Raw genomic sequence first — 17,955 nt, 5'->3', positions numbered from 1 at the left:
GAAACGTGCGGCGCGATTAATACATTTTCCATTTCCCACAGTTCACTGTCTTCGGGCAGCGGTTCAGTTGCAAAGACATCCATTGCTGCTGCGGCTAGCCGTCCCTCACGCAACGCTGTTGCCATCGCTGCTTCGTCAACGATGCCGCCCCGTGACATAGGCACTATCATCGCCGTGGGTTTCATCAGTGCTATCTGTTCTGCGCCGATCATGCCGTGCGTCTCCGGTGTGCGGGGAACGGCGATTAGTAGGTAGTCGGATTCGCGCAACAGGTCGTCGATTCGATCAAACCCCCACACGGCACTGACGTAGTCCGGCTTGTCGCCCGGATAGAGGTCTACGGCGCTGATTCGCATATCGAACGCACTTCCCCGTTTGGCGATCTCGCGTCCGATGTTTCCAAATCCGATGATCCCCATCGTGCTGTTGGTCAACTCTAGCATCTTGGGGCGAATTTTACCTATTGCCCACTCCTTTTGTTGCTGTGCCAAGATGGAATCTTTGATCCCGCGGGTTAAGGCAAGAATCATGGCGATCGCGCTTTCTGCGACGCAAGCAGCGTGGGTGCCGCTAGCGCTGGTGAGTAGGACATCGCTCTCCACTAGTTCGGGGATCGAGACAAAATAGTCTACCCCGGAGCTGGGGGACTGAATCCATTTGATGTTTTTGGCAGCTAAAAAGAGGTCGCGGTTGAGCCACCCGATGTAGACATCGACATCCGCGATAAGCCTTGGTGCATCTTCTGGCGTGGCACAGTGGATAAATTCTATGTCAGGATATGTTTTCTCGAATTCGGGGATCCCGTCTTCGAGTTTCATGTGGTTGGGTCCGACCAAAATCTTCATCTACAGTCTATTCTCCTTCGTATATGTGAACAAATTTCTTTCAAAAGCGTGGTTTCTGAGAATCGTAACATGGTATACTTAACATCGTATAAAATTGCGATTTGAATCGCCCGATTTGTCGGGAGGTTAATCCGCCACAAAATTCAATTTATAGTCGCAGGCAGTATACCATATCTATCGCTAATCTGAAACCTATTTTTTCCAAAGTGAGTTCCTGTTGCAGTGAAGAGGAGATAAAGATGACCAAAGATTTGAATCAGCGTTTGGAAGAATACAAGGCAAATGGTTTCACCGTTTTTGAGGGTTTGTTCAGCGAGGCGCAGATGCAGCGTTGGCGTGAGAGGCATCGGGAGTTGATGGAGGATTATGACGGGCAGACTTGGTTCGGCAATATGCTCGAATATGCACCAAAATTGATGTGGCCCGCGGTGAAGCATCCGACGATACTCGATTTTTTGGAGTTGGTGATGGGACCGTTTGTGCAACTCGATAACCTCACCCTTGCTGCGTTTCCGAGTGTCCCCAAGGATCAGGCTGAGGCGCGGGCGTCCGGTTGGCACCGAGATCGGTGGGCAAAGCTGCCGCAAAAGGATATTTACGAGCGTCCGCTCGCCGCGAATGCGATTAGTTATTTGCAGGATTTAACGGATGAATACGGTCCGTTGCGGGTGATTGTCGGATCGCATCGGCAGCCGATTACGATAGAAACCGAAGATCGGAATAAGCCGCATCCGGACGAGACTTTGCTCTATATGAAAGCTGGTGATGTCGTTGTGACACACAACCATCTCATTCATTCGGGAACGCCGAGCACTGCCGATGGTTTACGCTACTTTTTCAGTATCTATTATAACTCGACGTGGCTCAAGCATACCGATAACCATAGCGGTCCGTTGACGCAACGCCTCCTTGAGGAGGCACGTGAGCGTGACGACCACCGACTGATGCGACTTTTGGGGGTTGATACTCAGTTGCAGCCGCGCTGCAATTCGGGATTTCTGGCTCCGGATGAGGATCGGTGGGAGGAATGGATTGCTGCGGATCGCGCTGCGGTTAAGGCCGAGTAGTTCATTGGTTCATTGAATTGGTGGATACCTGTCTGAATCAAGATACCCAGGGTTGAAGGATTTACAGGATAAAAACCGTGAGGCGTAAAACGTAATGCGTAAGAAAAAACAGAATTGGCATCTGCGTTCCCTACGAATACACCTTGCCGTACTAAATCGTTGGAGTTATGGGTGTTGGGTTTCACGGTGTCCGTTCAACCCAACCTACGGTGATAATGGAGTGCAGTAGGTCGATTTTCCAAAATCGACGTTTGGTTGTCGAGATGTGAATCTCGACCTACGCACTACTTAGGAGATTAGGTTAGCGTTCGATGTTAGAAGCCGAGTGACGCTGCGATGCCGTACTCCTCCGCCAAAGACTTGAGGGTATTCCACGTAGCATCTTCGATGAAAATGCCCTCCTGTAACTTCTGCTGAGTCCGCAGATGTTCTAATTCGCCGGGATAGAAGACTTCTGTAAAGCCGGTCGCTGGGGGACAACTTTTCAGATAGGCGGCGAACTCTGCGACCTCATTCTTGAATTCAGCGAGGGGGCGGAAAGCGTCTACATTGAATGCTGCCATGAAACAACCGTCGTTATGCTTGCCCGCCGGATCATGCCCGAAACCGAGACCGGTGAGGATACCTGAAAAGATTTCGACCATCACCGAGAGTCCGTATCCCTTGTGTCCCTCTGGTCCGCCTAGTGGGAGTTGAACGCCGCCACGCCCCAAGTCTTCAGGGTCTGTCGTCTGATTCCCATCTTTATCAAGAATCCAACCTTCTGGAATTTCAGTTCCACGTGCACGCGCCACACTTATTTTGCCTCCCGCAACAGCACTGGTAGCCATATCTATGAACAGGGGGCCCTCCAGATCGCTGGGCATCGCGATACAGATGGGATTTGTGCCGAGACGTGCTTCTCTGCCGCCGAATGGTGCGACTGATTTGCTGGTACGCCCGGAGTCGGCGGTCATCATACCGATGAGATCCGCTTGCGCCGCCATGATGGGGTAGTCGGCTACCCGTCCGACGTGGCTCTGTTGGTAGACCGTGGTGGCTGCGACGCCGTGCTGTTTTGCCTTGTCGATGGTGATTTGCATTGCTCGCTCGGAGACCACGTATCCGAATCCCCAGTTGCCGTTGATGACTGTGGTGACGCTGGTTTCTTGGACGATCTCGAAGGGGGCACCCGGTACAATGTGACCCCGTTTTATCCTATCGATGTAACCGGGGATGGCAATAATCCCGTGTGAATCGTGACCCGCTAGATTGGCACCCATGGAATGCCGCGAGATGATTAACGCTTCCTCTGCGCTGGCGCCGGCACCCTGAAGGAGTTGGGAAGCGATTTCTCGTAATTGGTCGGCTGAAATGGTCGGCATTATATTCTCCTGATTCGGTCTGAATAGAATGTATGTTTAATACTCCTGCCCGATCGACTGGCATTAGAGCTTTAATCTAGCAGAATCGGGGTACTTTGTCAAGTTGAAATTGGAGGTGATGCGTGAAACGTGATACGTAATATGAATCTCGACCTCCGAGGGTGGTGCCTACTTAAAATTTAGGCAATGCGCTGCTTAAATTTTCAGCAGTTTAGTGAAAACCGTGTCAACCTCCCGGCGATAAGCCCACAGAAATAATCATCTCGAAGATCAAGCCCACCTACTGTTTCTCCCCACGGCGCACAGATTTTTCAAAGTAAAAAATACCCCTTCTCAATCTTTGGCATATTTTTTGCCCATGCTTATCATCGTATCCTATTCAGGTCGTTGATGAAGGCCCTCATTTCAAGAGTAGGGCGTCTGATTCGGCAATAGACCGTTTGAAAGCAAGTGTGGACGAAATCCATAGCGACGCTTTCAACATCATTCCAAAAATGGAGGGTAGTTGATGATTTTAGCAAAGTTAAAGGTCAGAGGTATCCAGTTGTCTTTCTGTTTTTTTACTATGTTGGCGCTGACTTTCGCGCTCGGTTCTGCTTCTGCGGAGATTAAACTGAACGATAACCTGGCGATATCGGGCTTTCTTGATATGTCGACCGTAACGACTATGGGTGATGAGACTGAAACAAGCCTGTCTTTCGATCAGTTCGAGATGGACTTTCACCTGAACTACGGTTCAGTCACTGGGCAGGTTGATATTGATAGCACTGATCCGAATCAAGGCATCAAACTGGAGCAGGGTTTTGTAACGTACACGGCTCCAAAAGATATGCTACCCGGTGTGAGTATTACTGCGGGGCGTTTCCTCAGTTCCTTAGGATTTGAAGCGGCAGAGCCGACAGGTCTCTATCAATACTCCTTTTCAGAAGGTATTCCCTATCCTGGGTATCAGAACGGTGTCGCAGTTAATGTTAAACCGATGAAAGAGGCAGGCCTTTACGTCGCGTTTGTGTCGAGCGTTTGGGATGCCAACGAGACGGACGCGGGCACTCCTGGCATCGAAGCCCAACTTGCATTGACCCCAATTGAACAGATTACTGCAAAGGTTGGTTATGCGTTAGATGCGATGGACGACTATACACAGACTGAACTCAATGCGTGGCTGTCATTCGCACAGGGACCGTTGACGCTCGCTGGAGAGATTGATTTGCTGGGGAACTGGGGTGCTGACGGTAATAGTGGTATGCACTTTTTGGGCATGGCAAATGTTTCACTGGCGGATATAATTTCCGCGCCGGTTGGTATAACGCTCCGTTTCAGTGGTATCGACACGGATTATGGAGGCACCTCCACGGAGTTCACGTTTAGTCCCTCTTATAGTGCTACGGATAACTGGTTACTTCTCGCTGAATTCAAACAGCGGCTTGACGCTGAAGAGACAATTATTGCTTTTGAATCACTTTTTACATATTAATTTAAGATCCGATAACCATAAATTTTTAAGGAGATTATCAAATGTTTCGATTGTACAGTATTTTTGCGATAGGTTTGTTGATTTTAGCTGTCGGAATGCTTGGCGTTGAAGAGGTAGACGCTGGGCATCATGAAGTGAAAATTGGTGTGCTACATTCATTGAGTGGAACGATGGCGATCTCTGAGACCTCGCTGAAGGATGTTGTGCTGATGGCGGTCGAAGAGATTAATGCCGCCGGTGGGGTAATGGGGAAGCAGATTAAGCCTGTTATCGTTGACCCCGCCAGTGACTGGGATCTTTTCGCTGAAAAAGCGAAAGATTTGATCGTTAAGGAAGAGGTTGCTGTGGTCTTCGGGTGTTGGACTTCTGTAAGTCGAAAGTCTGTTCTCCCTGTTTTTGAAGAACATAACTCTCTGCTTTTCTATCCGGTGCAGTACGAAGGTGAAGAGCAGTCGCTCAACGTTTTCTACACCGCCGCGACCCCGAACCAGCAGCTGATCCCTGCTGCCGAGTATATGATGGACGAGATCGGTGCCAAGAAGTTCTATCTGTTGGGGACAGACTATGTTTTCCCGCGCACAGCCAACAAGGTGTTGAAGGCTTATCTGAAGACGAAGGGTGTGCCGGACGGGAATATCGTCGAAGAGTATACGCCGTTCCACCATCAGGATTATCAGACCATCGTTGGAAAAATTAAGAAGTTCGCCGCCGGTGGCGACGCTTGTGTGTTGTCCACGATTAATGGCGACAGCAATGTGCCTTTCTACAAAGAGTTTGCTAATCAGGGCTTGACCTCCGATGACTGCCCGATTATGGCGTTCTCTGTTGCGGAAGATGAGTTACGTGCGATGGACGTGCCGCCGCTCGTTGGTCACCTCGCCGCTTGGAATTATTTCCAGAGTATCAATACATCAGAGAACAAAATGTTCGTGAAGAATTTCAAGGCGTTTTGTGAACGAAAAGGTTTGCCCGGTGGTTCAAAGCGTGTTACGGACGATCCGATTGAAGCCGCATATTTTGGCGTTTATGTTTGGAAGGCAGCCGTTGAGAAAGCAGGCTCCTTCGATGTCGATAAGGTGCGGGAAACGGTCTACGGATTGGAGTTTGATGCGCCCGGCGGCAAAAAGATGATGCATGCAAACAACCAGCATACGCTGAAGCCGGTTTACATTGGCGAAATTAAGAAGAATGGCCAGTTCAAGATTATCTATAAGTCGGACGGCCTGGTTTCGCCTGACTCCTACAGCAGCTATCTCCACCCGGAGGGCAACTATCCTGCACCGACCGGCGGTCCAAAGGAGAAAGTTGGGATGTAGTTGACAGCGGGGAAAACGAGAAAACGGGAAAACGAGTAAACGTGGGGGCGGGGGAGCGGGTGAACAAGAGGACGAAAAAAACACACGCTTCCACGCCCCCTCACACACTCGCATATACTTTCTCTCGTTTTCTCACTCGCTGCATTTTTCCGTTTCACACTTCACGTTTCACACAATGAACTAATGAACCCTCCCTATAGTCCCATGCCGAGAATCTACGTAATCATTTCTCTCATTATTTTGCAAATAATTGGTATTTTATATACCTGCCGCGCCGAAGTAGACGACGCATTTATCCGATCTGAAGTCCACAAACTTGCCGGTGAAGATGCTGCGGCACGCAAAGCTGCTATCATGGCGTTGGCACAGTCCGGGGACCTGCGCGTGGAAGCGATCCTTGAGTCGTATAAATTAAGTGAACTCTACATCTGGAATGGAGAAGTGGTGCTCTGCAAAGAAACCGTTGAGGATGAGGATTTCAATGAATTTTGCCTCCTTTCAGACGTACTGACTAGCGAGCCAGTTCTGGACGTGGACGGGAAACAGGCTCAAATCGCGTTGGAGGAGTTAGAAGATATCGCGCCATCGAGGGCTGAACGCAAGCTCGCAAACAGCGCGAAGTTTCTTGTTAGGCTTTCATCACCGGATCCTGAGACTCGGCTGTCAGGCGTTAAAAAGTGTGGTGACCCACCGGGGCTTATTGAGGCTGTTCCTCAACTTGAGGGGATGGCACAAAACGACCCGGTTAAGAAAATTCGGTATATCGCTAGGGAAAGTCTACTGCTTATTCGCCTGAGTCGGACCTCTCTGGAGCCGGATCCGGACGCCCATCTTGAAATTGTTCGCGAGTTGGGGAGCATGAAAAGCCTGCGAGGACTTCCCCGGTTGCAGGAAATGTTTGATGAACTGATGGTAAAGGTCGAAGCCTTGCCGGACTTTGAGGAAGGAAAAGATATTGAAGACCTTGAACCAGCTGATGAAGAAGCGCTGGGCATTTATAAATATGCAATTGCGTATAAATACGCCATTAACCAGATTGACAATTATCAAGGTTTTGTCGGAGGTGTCGGCAATATATTCCGCGGGCTTTCGCTCGGATCCGTGCTCATCTTGATGGCGTTGGGTCTTGCGATTACTTTCGGTCTGATGGGCGTCATCAATATGGCTCACGGTGAACTGATGATGGTCGGCGCTTATGCCACCTTTGAGATGCAAAGGTTGTTCGGTCATACGCCCGACAATCCATCTGACTGGTATTATGTCGTGGCGCTGCCCGTGTCGTTTCTGGCGGCGGCTTTTGTTGGTTACCTCATTGAGGTTTCAGTTGTCCGCCACCTGTATCGACGTCCTTTAGAGTCACTGTTGGCGACGTGGGGAATCGGGCTTATCCTGATTCAACTGGTACGCATTCGCTACGGCGATAACATCGGTGTGAACGCACCGACCTGGGCCCGTGGTGGGCTTGAAGTTGTACAGGATCTCATCGTGCCCTACAGTCGCTGCTTCATTATCCTCCTGTGTGGGTTGTGTGTGCTGCTGATCTATTACTTGATGAACTACACCAAATTGGGCTTGCGGATGCGCGCAACCATGCAGAATCGGAATATGGCGAATAGCATGGGGGTGAACACACAGCGCGTTGACCGGTATACCTTCGCTTTTGGCTCCGGCATTGCTGGCGTGGCGGGATATGCGTGGACCCTCATCGGCGGAGTTACGCCTGATATGGGACAGAACAACTTTATTATTGATTCATTCTTGGTTGTTGTCACAGGTGGCGTGGGAGAGCTGATTGGCGTTATCTGTGCGGGATTAGGGATTGGTGTGCTGATGAAGGTGATTGAGCCGTTGGGGATTGGTCCCATGGTGGTGGGGGCAATATGGGCAAAAATCTTACTCCTGATCATTATTGTCGGGTTCATCCAGTTTAAGCCTGCGGGCTTGTTCGCACCGAAAGGCAGACTCAGTGATGTTTAGAAAAGCTGCGGTTACGGAGACGGGCGATCAGGCTCCTAGCGAAGCAAGTCTCGAAGCTGTTGAGACCGATGAACAGAAGTTGTCGCAGGATGGAAAGGTTGAAGCGGAGAGAGGTCTGGTCAACGGTCAATTATCAATTTTTCTCCGTCGCTATGTACCGTGGGGGCTGTTTTTCATTGGATTGGTCGTCATCCCTGCCTTGTACTACATGGGGCTGATTACCCTCGGAACGGTAAATATGCTCGGTCGGTACATGGCGTTTGCGATTGTCGCGGTGGGGCTTGATCTTATCTGGGGCTATACCGGTATCTTGAGCCTGTGCCAAGCGTTCTTTTTCGCGCTAGGTGGGTACGCGATGGGGATATACTTGGCGCACCATGGCGGGCCGGAGGGGATTATAGATGCCAATAACTGGAAGATCCCTGCCTGCCTGTATGTGGTTTACCCGTACAAGGTCGGTGAAGCACCGGGAGATGCTCTCGTTCCGTGGTTCTGGAAGCCGTTCTATACACTGCCGGTTACAGTGATTTTGGGATTACTGATTCCGGGTATAGTCGCTTTGGCGATTGGCTATTTCGGCTTTAAGAGTCGAGTTCGTGGCGTCTACTTTGCCATCCTAACGCAGGCGATTACAGTTGCCGGGTGGCTGGTGTTCTGCATGAATAACATGAAGCTGTGTGGTACAAATGGCTTGACACGCTTTGACCGAATTGCGGGGTTTAAGCTGACAAATCCTCATGTCAAGGTGAGCCTGTATATCGTCACGCTTCTGGCACTTATTGGTGTTTACGCATTGTGCAAACAGGTGGTCAAATCTCGTCTGGGGCGTGTCCTCATCGCCATCCGAGATGACGAAACCACCTTGCGATTTTCAGGCTATAAGCCGTACATCTATAAACTCTTCGCTTTTAGCCTTGCTGGGATGATCGCGGGGCTTGGCGGTATACTCTACGCGCCGCAGATGGGTATTTTTACACCGACGAACATGGAAGCAGGTGCCTCTATCTTGGTGGTCATCTGGGTCGCGGTTGGCGGACGGGGTGCGCTGTCCGGGGCGATTCTGGGTACATTGGCGGTGAATCTACTCTATAACTTCTTTACGTCTGAAAAGAACCTACTGCTGTTCACTTGGCGGGCAGAGTATTGGCAGTTTATTTTGGGGGGGCTGTTCGTTGGAGTGGTACTGCTGTTCCCCGGCGGATTAATTGATTTATGGCATCGCTTGGTGGGTAAGACGAAATGAGGTTAATCATTGAGGAAGGAACTCTGTTAGTATGAACCAAGCCCAACGGATTGCTGAATACAAAGAATATAGCCCACGCGACAGTCGATTTACCGAGGAGCGGTATCTGCTCTTTTTGGAGGATATTACCGCTGTTTTTGATGGTTTCAAGGCGTTGGACATTGAGGCGTTGGGAATTGAATATAACGAACTCCGTGTAATTATTGGTCCTAATGGCGCGGGCAAAACGACGCTCTGCGATGTTGTGAGCGGCAAAACTCGACCGACGACCGGATCTGTCTTTTATGATGGTGCCGATATTACTCAACAGACAGAAGCGGAAATTGCGCTTCGGGGAATTGGCAGGAAATTTCAGACGCCCACCGTTTTTGATAGCCTCACAACCTATGAGAATATGGAACTTGCACTGCCCGGCCACTTCCGCCTGTGGTCGAACCTGTTTGGTTCCACGACGAAAGCCCAGCGTGAGCGGATTATGGAGATTCTGGAGCGGGTTGGGCTTGCCGATGAACTACACCGCGAAGCCAAGTACCTGAGCCACGGTCAACGCCAGTGGCTAGCGATTAGTACGCTTATCCTCTTGGATCCCAAGCTACTCCTTGTTGATGAACCTGCCGCGGGTTTGACAGATGCGGAGACGGCGTTGACCGCTGAACTTCTCTTGGAATTGAAGGAGGATCACACGCTTATCGTTATCGAACACGATATGGATTTTGTGCGTCAACTCGATTCGTTCGTGACCGTGCTGAATGAAGGGGTTATCATGGCAGAGGGAATGATGCGCGAAGTTCAACAGAACGAGGAGGTTATCGAAGCGTATCTAGGTCGATAGGGACCGGAAGACCGTTTTCTCTTTAATAATATTATGCTGACAGTTTCAAATCTTTCATTTTCATACGGGGAAGTCCAAGTACTGCGTGGGGTTGACGTTCATGTGCCTGCTGAGACTATAGTCTCTATGATGGGTCGCAATGGAGTGGGCAAAACGACGCTAATGAACAATATCGTCGGATTGCTCAAACCGTCGTCCGGTTCGATTCAGATCGAGGGACAGGAGCTTGTAGGGGTTGCAGCACATCGTCGGATTCGTGCGGGGTTAGCTTACGTGCCGCAGGGACGGATGATCTTTCCGAAGTTGACCGTTGAGGAGAATTTAAGGGTTGGACTCTCGGCACGGGCAGATAAACAGACGCAAATCCCGAATGAGATATACGAACTCTTCCCGATTCTCAAAGAGATGGGGAGTCGTATGGGTGGCGATCTCTCCGGTGGACAACAACAGCAGCTCGCTATCGGACGCGCTCTTGTCACGGATCCGAAGGTTCTGATTCTCGACGAACCGACCGAAGGGATTCAACCGAATATCATACAACAGATCGGGACGGTGCTGCGCCAATTAGTTGAGAACAAGCGGATGACAATCCTCATCGTTGAGCAGTATCTCGATTTTGTTCGGGAGTTCTGCCAGCAGTTTTACATTATGAACCGTGGTGAAATTGTCGCAGATGGCGAGACCAGCGCGCTCAACGAGAACATGATCCGGGAGTACCTTAGCGTTTAGCATGTCACGTATTGACTCTAGCGCCGGGCGTCACGGCGAACTCAGACTTGCTTTTGCACAGCAGAATGATCGAACCGTGATGGCAGAGAGTTTCTTTCGGGTCCCGCTGCAGGTCATGAAACCGCGTTATGATGCGTCGGGTTGTGCTTGTGTGTACCTTTTGAGTCCGACGGGGGGCATAGTTCAGGGAGATGATTACCAGATTCAGGTAAAACTTGCGGCTAATACTCACGCCACGCTGACGACACAAGCATCGACAAAAGTTTACGCTATGCCCGGTCAGGGTGCGACGCAATCAATGTGGGGTCGGGTCGGCCAAGATGCAATTTTTGAATACCTGCCCGATTCCACGATCCTGTTCCGTGATGCGAATTTTAGTCAAAGTCTCTCCCTCTTTTTGGAGCGCGGAGCAAAGGTCGCCTTGCAGGAGATTGTCATGCCGGGGCGATTGGCACGGGGCGAAAAATTAGCATTTACGCGATACCAGAGTCGCATTGAGGTGTCGGATTCACAGGGTTTGTTGCTGTACGACAGCTGCCGGCTCCAACGGAAGTGCCTGCTTTACCTCAGTGTGCCCGGTGTGTTGGGGGAGTATGCGTGCTGGGGGAGTTGGTATCTGGTCGGCGATTTTGAGATGCCCTGGTGGGAAACGCTCTGTGACTTTGCCGAGCCGTTTCTCAATCAACCGCCAGACTCGATTGGCGGATTATCTCAACTACAACGGGGTGGTGTTGGTATCCGGATGCTCGCTCACAACGCGGAAACGATTCAATCCGCTTTTCAAACGGTATGGAATTGGTTGAAAACAGAGCACTTGGGACTCGAAACAGTTGATTTGCGAAAGTATTAGACTTGGAGGAAATGATCTGTGAACCTGACACCACGTGAACAGGAGAAATTGTTGATTTATGTCGCTGCACAGCTTGCCAAGGATAGGCGGGCACGTGGCTTAACGCTTAACTATCCTGAAGCGGTTGCTATTATCACCGCCGAAATCTTGGAAGGTATCCGTGACGGGAAATCGGTTGCGGAATTGATGCAGTACGGCACAACACTGTTGAGCCGCGATGATGTGATGGAAGGCGTTCCAGAAATGCTGCATGAGGTGCAGGTCGAAGGCACGTTCCCTGATGGCACGAAGCTTGTTACTGTTCACAATCCGATCCGGTAGGAACGACCCAGTGGAGGATTAGAGATGATTCCCGGAGAATACATACTTGCGGAAGAGAGTATCACCGCTAACAATGGGCGTAAGACTGTCGAGTTGACCGTCGCGAACACGGGCGACAGACCGATACAGGTCGGCTCGCACTTCCATTTTTATGAGGTGAACGCCGCGCTCGAATTTGATCGGGAGAAGGCGTTTGGTATGCGGTTGAATATCCCGTCCGGTGTCGCTGTCCGCTTTGAGCCGGGGGACGAAAAAACGGTGATGCTCACAGAGTTAAAGGGCAAACGGCTGGTGCACGGATTGAACAATCGAACCAATGGACCGCTCGATAAAGACTGAGAAACCTGTGTTCGAGGGAAACATGTTTCAAATTAGAATCTCAAGATCATATGTAGGGAAGAACAATGGCACTGAATATTCCACGACAGACATATACAGACATCTACGGGCCGACCGTCGGTGATAAGGTTCGGCTTGCGGATACGGAGTTATTTATTGAGGTTGAGAAAGATCACACTGTCTACGGCGACGAGTCGAAGTTTGGCGGTGGCAAAACGCTACGCGATGGTATGGGCCAGATGCCCGGTGCTACAGGAGCGGAAGGTGTCCTCGATCTTGTCTTGACTAATGCCCTGATTCTGGACTATTGGGGAATCGTCAAGGCGGATATTGGGGTGCGTGGCGGAAAGATCATCGGGATTGGGAAGTCCGGGAATCCGAATATCATGGAGGGCGTCAGTGAGGGTATATTGCCGCTGAAGGGATGGTTGTGACCCCGGGCGGGCTTGATGTCCACATCCACTTCATCTGTCCACAGCAGATTGATGAAGCGCTTTCGTCAGGGGTCACTACCATGATTGGTGGGGGAACGGGACCTGCAACCGGCACCAATGCTACCACTTGCACACCCGGTGTGTGGAATATCGAGCGGATGTTGGAAGCCGCTGAGGGTTTCCCGATTAACTTGGGCTTTCTAGGTAAGGGAAACTCATCGCTGCCTGAGTCGCTCAATGAACAGGTTGAAGCAGGCGCGCTGGGGTTGAAACTTCATGAGGATTGGGGAACAACGCCCGCTGCAATTGATTGTTGTCTATCTGTCGCTGATCAGTATGACGTGCAGGTCGCCATCCACACGGATACTCTTAATGAGGCAGGTTTTGTCGAAGATTCGATCGCTGCGTTCAAAGGGCGGACGATTCACACGTACCACACAGAAGGCGCAGGCGGTGGACATGCGCCGGATATCATCAAAGTCTGTGGTCACAACAATGTTCTGCCTTCCTCGACCAATCCGACACGACCGTTCACGGTGAACACAATCGACGAGCACCTCGACATGCTGATGGTTTGTCACCATCTCGATGCCTCTATTCCTGAAGATCTCGCTTTCGCGGAGTCGCGGATTCGACCGGAGACCATCGCTGCTGAAGATATTCTGCACGATCTCGGTGCCTTTAGCATGATGGCATCGGATTCGCAGGCGATGGGGCGTGTTGGTGAGGTCATTCTCCGCACATGGCAGACTGCTCACAAGATGCGGGAGCAACGCGGTCGTCTCCCCGAGGAAACGGGTGCCAATGATAACGTTCGTGCAAAACGGTACGTTGCCAAGTACGCAATCAATCCGGCAATTACCCACGGCATCAGCGACTATATTGGGTCAATTGAGGTGGGTAAGCTAGCAGATTTGGTAATCTGGGATCCGGCATTTTTCGGTGTCAAGCCACAACTGGTGGTAAAGGGGGGCTTCCTGGTCTGGGCGGCGATGGGTGATGCAAATGCCTCGATTCCGACACCGCAGCCAGTTCTGGGGCGTCCGATGTTCGGCGCGTTTGGGCGTGTTCCCTACTCTGCCTCGTATACCTTTGTCTCTCAGGCGGGTGCTGAAAAAGAAATTGGGAATCGTCTCGGCTTACAAAAACCGACCGTCCCCGTGAAGAACTGCCGTGAAGTGGACAAATCGTCGATGATAAACAATACCTACCTACCAAAGATTGAGGTAAACCCCGAAACCTACGAAGTCCGTGCTGACGGTGAACTCCTCGCCTGTGAACCCGCCGAAGTCCTTCCGATGGCACAGCGTTACTTTCTGTTTTGAAATATTCGATACTTTCCTCCATTCGTGCGCGTGCACACCCTACACTCTTATCAAGATAGCTCCTAGGGCGTTTGCTCTCCAGCTCATCTCCAACCATACGCTTGACTGAATTCCTCGCGTGATAATATAATTACGCAAGTTGATAGGTTCTGTTGACATTTTACAGCGGTTGTAGTGAACAACGATCCTCCGTTCCGAGAGTCCGAGAGTTGTTCCCTACGATGGTCCCCACCGGTACATAGAAGCGCGGATATCTCGTAGGGAACGGAGCTCCTCGTTCCATTTGTCTTAAATCACTGGGGTAATGCGTCCGAGGTCCATCAATATTGGCTCAATTTTCAAATGTCAACACGCCCTAACAACCTGTGGAATAATACAGATTAGGAGGACGCTACAATGAATTGTCCATTTTGTCCGCCAAGAGTCAACGATGAATGTGTTCGACTTGAGAATGAGTTGAGTCTTTTCATCGATCTAAAACACCCGGTACTGCAAGGATCGGGAATCATCGTGCCAAGAGCTCATCGTCGATCAGCGTTTGATCTTACCGCAGAAGAATTTGCCTCCACATTCTCACTCCTTACTGAAGTCAAAGCGTTGATTGATGCCGAATACAATCCGCAGGGCTACAATTTGGGTTGGAATTGCGGCGCGATAGCTGGACAAACAGTATTCCATGCCCATTTGCATGTCATTCCGCGTTATGAGTCAGAGCCTTATGCAGGCAGGGGGATTCGTTACTGGCTGAAGCAGGAATCTAATCGGCGTCGTACCTAACGACCTGCTGTTCGTGAGGACAGGTTCAAGTTAGGCGGGCAGTTATTGGTAGATTTGTATCGTCTTAGTTGCGTGTAGTGGCTAGCTCAACTTCTTCATTGAGAGGGGCTGATAGCAATGAGAACGATTGTCATCGTATGGGCAGTATTATTCGTTATTGTTGGCTGCAGCGATGATGAGCTGCACAATAGTGCACCTGTCATTGACCGTTTAATTGTGCCGGAGAAGGTTAATCCGGGCGCTGTCGTCGAATTGCAAGTGGTTGCGCATGACAGGGACGGGGATGCGTTGACCTATGTCTGGGGCGTGGACAAGGGTAAGCTGGATTCAAGGACGGGCCAGACTGTGAAATGGACGGTCCCTTCAGATCTGAAAATGGCGACTGTGACCGTTTTTGCAAATGATGGCGTGAATGCATCCGTTACGAAATTCAGAAGGGTTCCGATTCGTCTGCAAAACAGTGCTCCTGTCATCCGTGAGCTTGTTGTTTCAGAGCAGGTTCATGCGGTCAGCAGCGTGGAGCTTCAAGCTGTGATTTATGATGTGGATGGGGATACGCTGACTTATAGCTGGGAAGTGAAAAAGGGGGTACTTGATTCGGAGACGCTCTCCACGCCCACATGGACTGCTCCAATTGATACCGGCGTAGTAACCGTTGCACTAACGGTGGGCGATGGGGTAAACGGACCGGTGACGAAATCGGTGGTTGTTCAAATTGTTCACGCGCTAATTGTGCCGGGGGCGGCAGCGGCTGGTATTAAGTTGGGGGATGGGTTTGATAGGGTGCAGGCGATCTATGGAAGACCGAGCAGACGCAATAGCGACTTCTTCGCGTATTGGGATCCAGACATTGGGTTATCAGGTTTTTTTGATGGCATCGGTCTTGTCGAAGGTCTATCTATACGGAAACCGAATGAAGCTAGAACGGCGGGTGGGGTTGGTATTGGAAGCACGTTGAAACGTGTGGAGGAAGAATTTGGCGTTGCGGAGAGGGTTGAAGAGGGCGGAAAAGTACACTGGTATTGGAAAACGGGGATTGAGTTTAGTTACGATGCTGACGCCAAGGTTAAGAGCATCTCTATCTTTAAGCGGACCGGCGCAGCTCCAGCCGGATTCGATGAAACTATACTGCGTGAATAGGTGTGGAACGTAATGAAAGCAGTACCAGGGACACAAGCGTTTCAAGCAGAATAGTAACTGCGTGGTCTTACCATCTAGTAAACCGTTGTCCTTGAAGGCGGGTCCAAGTTGGGTAGGCAGTTTCCGATAAACCCGCGTCATCTTGGTTTCGGTTGGTCTGACGTTGTAACCTATTCAATTTTTTTCAGAGGAGCTAATAGCGATGAGAATGATTGTTGTACTGTGGGCACTCTTATTTGCCATTATTGGCTGCGGTGATGAAAGTCCCGGTGGTGACAATAATCCACCTGTTGTTGATCATCTAATTGTTCCGGAGGAGGTTAACCCGGGCGACAGCGTTGAATTGCAAGTGGTCGCGCATGACGGGGATGGCGATGTGCTGACCTATGTCTGGGACGTGGAAAAGGGGAAGTTGGATTCAGAGAGGGGGCAGACTGTGAAATGGACGGTCCCTTCAGATTTAAAAGCGGCGACGGTTACCGTTTCTGTGAATGACGGTGTGAACGAACCCGTTATTGAGATAAAAAGGGTTCCGATTCGTCTCGAAAACAGTGCGCCTGTCATCCAGGAGATTGTCGTTTCAGACCGGGTTCATGCGGTCAGCAGTGTAGAACTTCAAGCGGTGGTTGAGGATGCGGACGGGGATACGTTGACTTATAGCTGGGACGTGCCGAAGGGGCTGCTCGATTCAGAGGAGATCTCTACGCCGACATGGACTGCCCCTATTGAACTGGGTATAGTGAATATACGGCTGACGGTGGCTGATAGGATAAACGAACCGGTTACCAAATCCGCATCGGTTCTCATCATTCATGGGCTGATTGTGGCAGGGGAAGAAGCGGCTGGCATCAGGTTAGGCGATGATTTTGATAGAGTTAAAGCTATTTACGGCAAACCGAGTAGACGTGAAGATGCAAGGTTTGAATATTGGGACCCAGACTTCGGGTTATCTGGTGTTCTTGATGGCATCAATCGCGTTGAGGTTCTATTGTTAAGCAGACCCAATAAAGCCAAAACGGCAGGTGAGGTTGGTATTGGAAGTACCCAGAAGCGTGTGGAGGAAGAATTTGGGGGTGCTGAGGAGATTGAAAAAGACCGAGGGACACATTGGTATTGGAAGCGGGGTATTGCATTTACTTATGATGCTGATGCTAGAGTCATGCTCCTTTTTGTCTTTGTGCCGATTGGTGCGGCCCCTGCAGGATTCGATGATGGGCTACCACCTGAACAGGTGCTGGAACATAGAGCTGCCTTGGAGAGGTATTACTCCACGAGTAGATTTGAGAGACAGTAGGAGGCTGTTATGTGCAGCCCGAAAGTTCTGTAGATATCCGAGAGGCGGGGTAGCGAAACTGAGTAGGCTAGTACCACATGAAGAATTTTCAGTTTTTTCCTATGCCAGTGTCTCGTATAATCAAAAGGGATTGGACAAATGGGAACCAATTATGCTATTATAATGGTAAATAACAGATTGTTTTCCACGAGATGGGATTCGATAAAGAATGGAGGTGAGTTGAATTGCCCACTAGAAGTTCTGGTATGAAGCATGTCCGTGCAGATAAGAAGAAAAGAGATCGGAACCTGCGGCGCAAGTCTGCGTTAAGAACCGTACTGAAGCAAACCGAGGCTGCGATTGCAGACGGAGAGGTGGAACAAGCAGCGGAATTGTATCGTCAGGCGGCGAGCCATCTGGATAGCGCTGCGGGAAAAGGGATTATCAAGAAGGGTATGGCAAATCGGAAGAAATCCCGCCTAGCACACGACATCAACAAAATAGCGGTCGCTTAAAATCAAAAGTGCACTAGTATACATGAAGCGTAAAGCGCAAAACAGTTCAGGGTTCTATCCCTCGCGTTTTACGCTTTTTATTTTACTTTTTTTCGGCTCCTCCTATTATCTAACTCCACTTTAGCCCTAAAACC

The 17,955-nt window shown here is 50.3% G+C and carries 16 protein-coding genes and 1 pseudogene; 15 read left to right on the top strand and 2 right to left on the bottom strand.

The window, feature by feature from the left end:
• On the bottom strand, positions 1-845 hold an 845-nt coding region (locus J4G02_12915; protein MCE2395479.1), incomplete at its 3' end, for a D-2-hydroxyacid dehydrogenase.
• Between the two features lie 239 nt (positions 846-1,084).
• Here J4G02_12915 and J4G02_12910 point away from each other — a divergent pair.
• Entirely contained in the window at positions 1,085-1,912 is an 828-nt protein-coding gene (locus tag J4G02_12910; protein ID MCE2395478.1) for a phytanoyl-CoA dioxygenase family protein, read from the top strand.
• Between the two features lie 314 nt (positions 1,913-2,226).
• Here the strand turns inward: J4G02_12910 and J4G02_12905 are convergent, their stop codons facing one another.
• Positions 2,227-3,276, bottom strand: coding sequence for an Ldh family oxidoreductase (locus J4G02_12905; GenBank protein MCE2395477.1), 1,050 nt, complete (start codon positions 3,274-3,276; stop codon positions 2,227-2,229).
• A 508-nt stretch (positions 3,277-3,784) separates the two neighbouring features.
• On the opposite strand from J4G02_12905, the gene J4G02_12900 reads away from it, so the two are divergent.
• The 14 genes and pseudogenes from J4G02_12900 (at position 3,785) to rpsT (ending at position 17,821) form a co-directional block, all read left to right on the top strand.
• Entirely contained in the window at positions 3,785-4,750 is a 966-nt protein-coding gene (locus tag J4G02_12900; protein ID MCE2395476.1) for an outer membrane beta-barrel protein, read from the top strand.
• A gap of 41 nt (positions 4,751-4,791) precedes the next feature.
• Positions 4,792-6,066 (top strand): urea ABC transporter substrate-binding protein, encoded by a 1,275-nt coding sequence (gene urtA, locus J4G02_12895; protein ID MCE2395475.1) that lies wholly within the window; start codon positions 4,792-4,794, stop codon positions 6,064-6,066.
• Between the two features lie 183 nt (positions 6,067-6,249).
• Positions 6,250-8,043 (top strand): urea ABC transporter permease subunit UrtB, encoded by a 1,794-nt coding sequence (urtB, locus tag J4G02_12890; protein MCE2395474.1) that lies wholly within the window; start codon positions 6,250-6,252, stop codon positions 8,041-8,043.
• Positions 8,036-9,286 carry an urea ABC transporter permease subunit UrtC gene (gene urtC, locus J4G02_12885; GenBank protein ID MCE2395473.1) on the top strand — a complete coding sequence of 417 codons (1,251 nt, stop codon included), beginning with the start codon at positions 8,036-8,038 and terminating at the stop codon, positions 9,284-9,286. The genes urtB and urtC overlap by 8 nt, the downstream gene beginning before the upstream one ends.
• A gap of 31 nt (positions 9,287-9,317) precedes the next feature.
• Positions 9,318-10,118, top strand: a complete 801-nt coding sequence (gene urtD, locus J4G02_12880; GenBank protein ID MCE2395472.1) for an urea ABC transporter ATP-binding protein UrtD — start codon at positions 9,318-9,320, stop codon at positions 10,116-10,118.
• Between the two features lie 33 nt (positions 10,119-10,151).
• Positions 10,152-10,847 (top strand): urea ABC transporter ATP-binding subunit UrtE, encoded by a 696-nt coding sequence (gene urtE / locus J4G02_12875; GenBank protein MCE2395471.1) that lies wholly within the window; start codon positions 10,152-10,154, stop codon positions 10,845-10,847.
• A 1-nt stretch (position 10,848) separates the two neighbouring features.
• Positions 10,849-11,697 (top strand): urease accessory protein UreD, encoded by an 849-nt coding sequence (locus tag J4G02_12870; GenBank protein ID MCE2395470.1) that lies wholly within the window; start codon positions 10,849-10,851, stop codon positions 11,695-11,697.
• An 18-nt stretch (positions 11,698-11,715) separates the two neighbouring features.
• A complete protein-coding gene (gene ureA, locus J4G02_12865; protein MCE2395469.1) occupies positions 11,716-12,018 on the top strand; it encodes an urease subunit gamma in 303 nt (100 codons plus the stop codon).
• A 24-nt stretch (positions 12,019-12,042) separates the two neighbouring features.
• Positions 12,043-12,357, top strand: a complete 315-nt coding sequence (ureB, locus tag J4G02_12860; protein ID MCE2395468.1) for an urease subunit beta — start codon at positions 12,043-12,045, stop codon at positions 12,355-12,357.
• Between the two features lie 65 nt (positions 12,358-12,422).
• A pseudogene (gene ureC / locus J4G02_12855) lies at positions 12,423-14,116 on the top strand (urease subunit alpha).
• 396 nt (positions 14,117-14,512) lie between these two features.
• Positions 14,513-14,893, top strand: a complete 381-nt coding sequence (locus J4G02_12850) for an HIT family protein (GenBank protein MCE2395467.1) — start codon at positions 14,513-14,515, stop codon at positions 14,891-14,893.
• Positions 14,894-15,010: 117 nt separating this feature from the next.
• A complete protein-coding gene (locus J4G02_12845; protein ID MCE2395466.1) occupies positions 15,011-16,033 on the top strand; it encodes a hypothetical protein in 1,023 nt (340 codons plus the stop codon).
• Between the two features lie 202 nt (positions 16,034-16,235).
• Positions 16,236-17,327 (top strand): PKD domain-containing protein, encoded by a 1,092-nt coding sequence (locus tag J4G02_12840; protein MCE2395465.1) that lies wholly within the window; start codon positions 16,236-16,238, stop codon positions 17,325-17,327.
• A gap of 224 nt (positions 17,328-17,551) precedes the next feature.
• A complete protein-coding gene (rpsT, locus tag J4G02_12835; protein MCE2395464.1) occupies positions 17,552-17,821 on the top strand; it encodes a 30S ribosomal protein S20 in 270 nt (89 codons plus the stop codon).
• The last annotated feature ends 134 nt before the right edge of the window (positions 17,822-17,955 follow it).

The sequence above is a fragment of the Candidatus Poribacteria bacterium genome (genome assembly GCA_021295755.1).
Lineage (GTDB): Bacteria > Poribacteria > WGA-4E > WGA-4E > PCPOR2b > PCPOR2b.
The sequence above is the reverse complement of the archived record's forward strand: the minus strand, read 5'-3'. Positions and strand labels throughout refer to the sequence as shown.